Origin of the sequence: Kitasatospora sp. NPDC059803, assembly GCF_042732255.1 — a bacterium.
Classification (GTDB): domain Bacteria; phylum Actinomycetota; class Actinomycetes; order Streptomycetales; family Streptomycetaceae; genus Kitasatospora.
This window is the reverse complement of the sequence record NZ_JBHWIJ010000194.1, coordinates 1-3,946: the sequence shown is the minus strand read 5'-3', so window position 1 is coordinate 3,946 and position 3,946 is coordinate 1. Positions and strand designations below refer to the sequence as shown.

The window sequence follows — 3,946 nt, the reverse complement described above, 5'->3', positions numbered from 1 at the left end:
CCCCGCGCCCCCCCCGCCGAGCCCCCCCCCCCCCCCGCACCGGCGCCGGCCGCCCCGCGCCCCGCCGCCGCCCCCCCTTCCGTAGGATCGGCCGACCGGACCGAACGATCAGGGTGCGCCGAGGACGCCGCGCCTCCCCCGCCCCTGGAGAGCCGCCATCATGACCACCGAGGACTTCCGCGCCGCCGCGCACACCGCCGCCGACCTCGTCTCCGACTACCTCGCCGAACTGCCCGGGCGCCCGGTCTGGCAGCCGATGGACGACACCGCCCGCCGGGCCCTGCTCGACGCCCCGCTGCCCGCCGACGGCCGCCCGCTCGCCGACCTCCTCACCGCCATCGGGCAGGACGTCCTCCCCCACCCGATGGGCAACGGCCACCCCCGCTTCTTCGGCTGGGTCAACTCCGCCCCCGCCCCCGCCGGAGTCCTCGCCACCCTCGCCGCCTCCGCCATGAACCCCAGCTCGGCCGGCGGCGACCACGCCGACGTCCACCTGGAACGCGCCGTGGTCCGCTGGATCGCCGAACTCGTCGGCTTCCCGCACCCGGCCGGCGGCGGCCTGCTCACCTCCGGCACCTCGATGGCGACCATCGTGTGCCTGGCCGCCGCCCGCAACCGCGCCGCCCGCCGGGCCGGCTGGGACATCCGCGAGGACGGCCTGGCCGGCCTGCCGCCACTGGTCGGCTACGTCACCGGCGAGACCCACTCCTGCGTCCGCAAGGCCGCCGAACTCCTCGGCCTCGGCAGCCGGCACCTGCGCACCGTCGCCACCGGGCCGGACGGCCGCCTCGACCCCGCCGAACTGCGGGCCGCCGTCGAACGCGACCGGGCCGCCGGACTGCTGCCCTTCCTGGTCGTCGCCTCGGCCGGCACCGTCGGCACCGGAGCCGTCGACGACTTCGGCCCGATCGCCGACCTCTGCGCCGAACAGCGCCTGTGGCTGCACGTCGACGGCGCGTACGGGGCCTTCGGCAGGCTCGACCCGGCCATCGCTTACCGCTACGCCGGCCTGGAGCGCGCCGACTCCCTCGCCCTCGACCCGCACAAGTGGCTGGGCGTGCCCGTCGACTGCGGCTGCGCGCTGGTGCGCGACACCGAGGAACTGCGCGCCACCTTCAGCCTCGTCCCCTCCTACCTGCGCGACGAGGCGGCCGGCGCGCTCGGCTGGTTCTCCGAGTACGGCACCGAGCAGACCCGCCCGTTCCGCGCACTCAAGGTCTGGGCCACCATCGCCCACAAGGGCCGCGACGGCATCGCCCGGGACATCGCCCGCTGCACCACCCTCGCCCGCCGCCTCGGCGAACTGATCGAGGCCGACGGGGAGTTGGAGCTGCTGGCCGAGGTACAGACCTCCATCGTCGCCTTCCGCCACCGCACCCCCGGGCACGACGAGGCCGCCGTCGACGCCCTCAACCGCGAACTCCCCGCCGCCGTCCAGCGGCGCGGCCGGGTCTTCGTCACCGGAGCCCGTCTCGGCGACCGCGAGATGCTCCGGGCCTGCCTGCTCAACGCCGCCACCACCGAGGCCGACCTGGAACTCCTGCTCGCCGAGGTCAAGGCGGCGGCCGCGGACCTGCAACCGTAACGCGGGCCCGGCGACCTTAACCACCAGGTCACGGCGGGTTCGTGGACAGGAAACACCCGTCGGGCAGGGTGCTGTCATGGAGCAGACGGAGCACACGGAGCACCCGACCACGCAGCCGACGCCCACCCTCCCCCGGGCCCGACGACGCGGCGCCGGCACCCACCGCTGGCGCCGCGACAGCGTCGAACTCGCCGCCGTCTTCGTCTCGGTCACCGCGGCCGACCTGGTCGCCAAGATCGTCGTCCGCGGCCCCGACGGCCCGGTGGTCCTCGCCGCCGCCGCCCTCGCCCTCCTCGCCACCGCCCTCTTCCACACCTGGTGGTCCCAGCGCCACCACCCCCACTCCCCCGCGCCCCCGACCACCCTGTGGCGCGTCCGCACCGCCGCCCGCAGCACCCCCGACGGCCTGGCCCGCGTCCACACCGCCCTGGCCGACCAGCACGTCGCCATCCTCTCCCGCCAGCCCCACCCCCTCCCCGGCACCACCGTCGACGAGCTCTACCTCCGCGCGCCCCACACCCTCACCCCCACCGACCTCACCACCCTCCTCACCACCACCGGCCACCCCCTCCTCGACACCCCCACCCGCATCGGCTGACTGCGGCGGCGACGCTGCGGGTTCCGCAACTCCGCTACGCAGGAGGGGGTTTGACGACCCTCCCGCGAGCCTTCCCGCCGCCTCCGGCTCAGGACTGCGGACCGGCCGGAGTGAGACGGTAGGCGGGCAGGCCCCGGCGGCGGATGAGGAATTCGGCGACTATCAGGTTGGGCAGCCAGCAGAGGAACGGGACGGCGGCGTAGGCGTTGTCGAAGAAGTGCTGGCCGTCGACGTGCCCCTGGGCGGTGAGCGTCTGGAGGAGGATGAGGACGCCGAGCCAGGACCGGAGGGTGACGGCGGCATAGGTGAGGGCGAAGCTGCGGATCATCCAGGCGCGGTGGCTCGGCAGGTCGCGGTCACGGACGGCGCGGTAGCCGCGCCAGGTGGTCCAGGCCCAGAGCAGGGCGAGGCCGCCGAAGCCGAAGAAGCCGTTGAAGGCGACCGAGTTGAAGAACGCCATGACGAACGCGGCCAGGGATCCCACCGCGACCCCGAAGACGTAGACGCGGCCCGTCCAGCGGTGGACGGCGGGGGACCGCCGGCGCAGCGCGGTGGAGAACTGGAACGGACCGACCAGCAGCGCGAACGCGGCCGTCACGATGTGGACGTAGAAGGTGACTTGGACGGCCATCGGGCGCTCGGCGTAGGTGGCGGGCAGGCCGCCCTTCGACGCGGCGATGGGCAGGTCGGCCTGGGCGTACGTCCCCACGGCGTACCCGACGATCGCGAGCGAGGTCAGCAGGACGACGGTCCAGCGGAAGCGCCCTCCCCTCCTGCTCGTCGGGTCGGGGGCGGGGGCGGTCGCGGCGTGGGCGGCGGTACTGGTCATCGGTGGACCCCGATCGGCTGGAGGTGGGACGGCATCACGTGCGCGGTCCGGCGTCGCGCGGTCGGCCGGCGCTCTGCTCGCGGCGCCCACCACCCCGAAACGGGGGCCTACCACCACGCCGTTCGAACCGCTGCCAGTGTGTCCGGGCCCGCGACCCCGGGCCATGGAGCAGCCCCCAGGAACGGGAGGGGGGTTACCCCCACGACCCGACGGGGCGTCAACCGGACGGCCTCCCACCGCACGGGCAGCGCCGCCGCCACCCCGGCCGCAACAGGCCCAGGGGTTCGTTACGCAGCCGATGGGCGGCCGTGACACGACCGGCCGGGGACCGCGACACGGGCCTCCTACCGTCATGGACGACGCACCGGCCGCCCCGGCCGGGAGGCGTCCATGACGAAGGAGAACACCGTATGAGCAGGAGCCGTACCCACCGCTCCCCCGCCCGCCGCGTGCTGGCCGTCTGCGCCCTGACCGGGGGCGCGCTGCTGACCGTCGTCACCGGCGGACAGGCCTTCGCCGACGGGACCCCGTCCGCCGCGCCTGCTGCGGGTGCCGGCGTGTCGGCCACCCCCACCGCGACGCCCAGCCCGGCCAAGCCCGCCCCGGCCGCCCCGGGCGCCCCCTCGGTCGCGGGTGCCACCCCCACGGCGACGCCCTCCGCCGGTACCGGGCCCGCCGTGCAGCCGGCCGCCGGTGGCGCCGGGGTCTCCAGTGACGGCAAGGCCCAGGTCCGCGAGGTGCCCAAGGGCGCGGCCCAGGCCGGCGACGGATCCGGCGAGACCGACAGCAACGGCCTGATGCTGGCCGGTGGCGGGGCCGTCGCGGCCGTCGGCGCCGGTGCGCTGGGCTTCGCGATGCTGCGCCGCCGCTCCGGTGCGCGCGGCTGACACCGGCCCCGAGTCCGCCGGGCACCCCGGCGCCGTTCCCCCGCCCT

General features: G+C 75.9%; 4 protein-coding genes. 3 read left to right on the top strand and 1 reads right to left on the bottom strand.

The window, feature by feature from the left end; genetic code table 11:
- Positions 1-160: 160 nt before the first annotated feature.
- Complete coding sequence (locus ACFV6I_RS26575; protein ID WP_380428051.1) at positions 161-1,585, top strand: pyridoxal phosphate-dependent decarboxylase family protein; 1,425 nt, start codon at positions 161-163, stop codon at positions 1,583-1,585.
- Positions 1,586-1,661: 76 nt separating this feature from the next.
- Positions 1,662-2,183: a hypothetical protein gene (locus ACFV6I_RS26570; RefSeq protein WP_380346185.1), complete on the top strand. Its 522-nt coding sequence runs from the start codon at positions 1,662-1,664 to the stop codon at positions 2,181-2,183.
- A gap of 88 nt (positions 2,184-2,271) precedes the next feature.
- Here ACFV6I_RS26570 and ACFV6I_RS26565 read toward each other — a convergent pair whose 3' ends face one another.
- On the bottom strand, positions 2,272-3,012 hold the full coding sequence (locus ACFV6I_RS26565) for a DUF2306 domain-containing protein (RefSeq protein WP_380428049.1): 741 nt from the start codon (positions 3,010-3,012) through the stop codon (positions 2,272-2,274).
- Positions 3,013-3,422: 410 nt separating this feature from the next.
- On the opposite strand from ACFV6I_RS26565, the gene ACFV6I_RS26560 reads away from it, so the two are divergent.
- Positions 3,423-3,899 (top strand): sortase-dependent protein, encoded by a 477-nt coding sequence (locus ACFV6I_RS26560; RefSeq protein ID WP_380428047.1) that lies wholly within the window; start codon positions 3,423-3,425, stop codon positions 3,897-3,899.
- Positions 3,900-3,946 lie beyond the last annotated feature (47 nt).

What these genes read in the sequence shown, in the direction of transcription:
- ACFV6I_RS26575 (WP_380428051.1), top strand. Translation starts at nt 161, where the DNA reads ATGACCACCGAGGACTTCCGCGCCGCCGCGCACACCGCCGCCGACCTC.
- ACFV6I_RS26570 (WP_380346185.1), top strand. Translation starts at nt 1,662, where the DNA reads ATGGAGCAGACGGAGCACACGGAGCACCCGACCACGCAGCCGACGCCC.
- ACFV6I_RS26565 (WP_380428049.1), bottom strand. Translation starts at nt 3,012, where the DNA reads ATGACCAGTACCGCCGCCCACGCCGCGACCGCCCCCGCCCCCGACCCG.
- ACFV6I_RS26560 (WP_380428047.1), top strand. Translation starts at nt 3,423, where the DNA reads ATGAGCAGGAGCCGTACCCACCGCTCCCCCGCCCGCCGCGTGCTGGCC.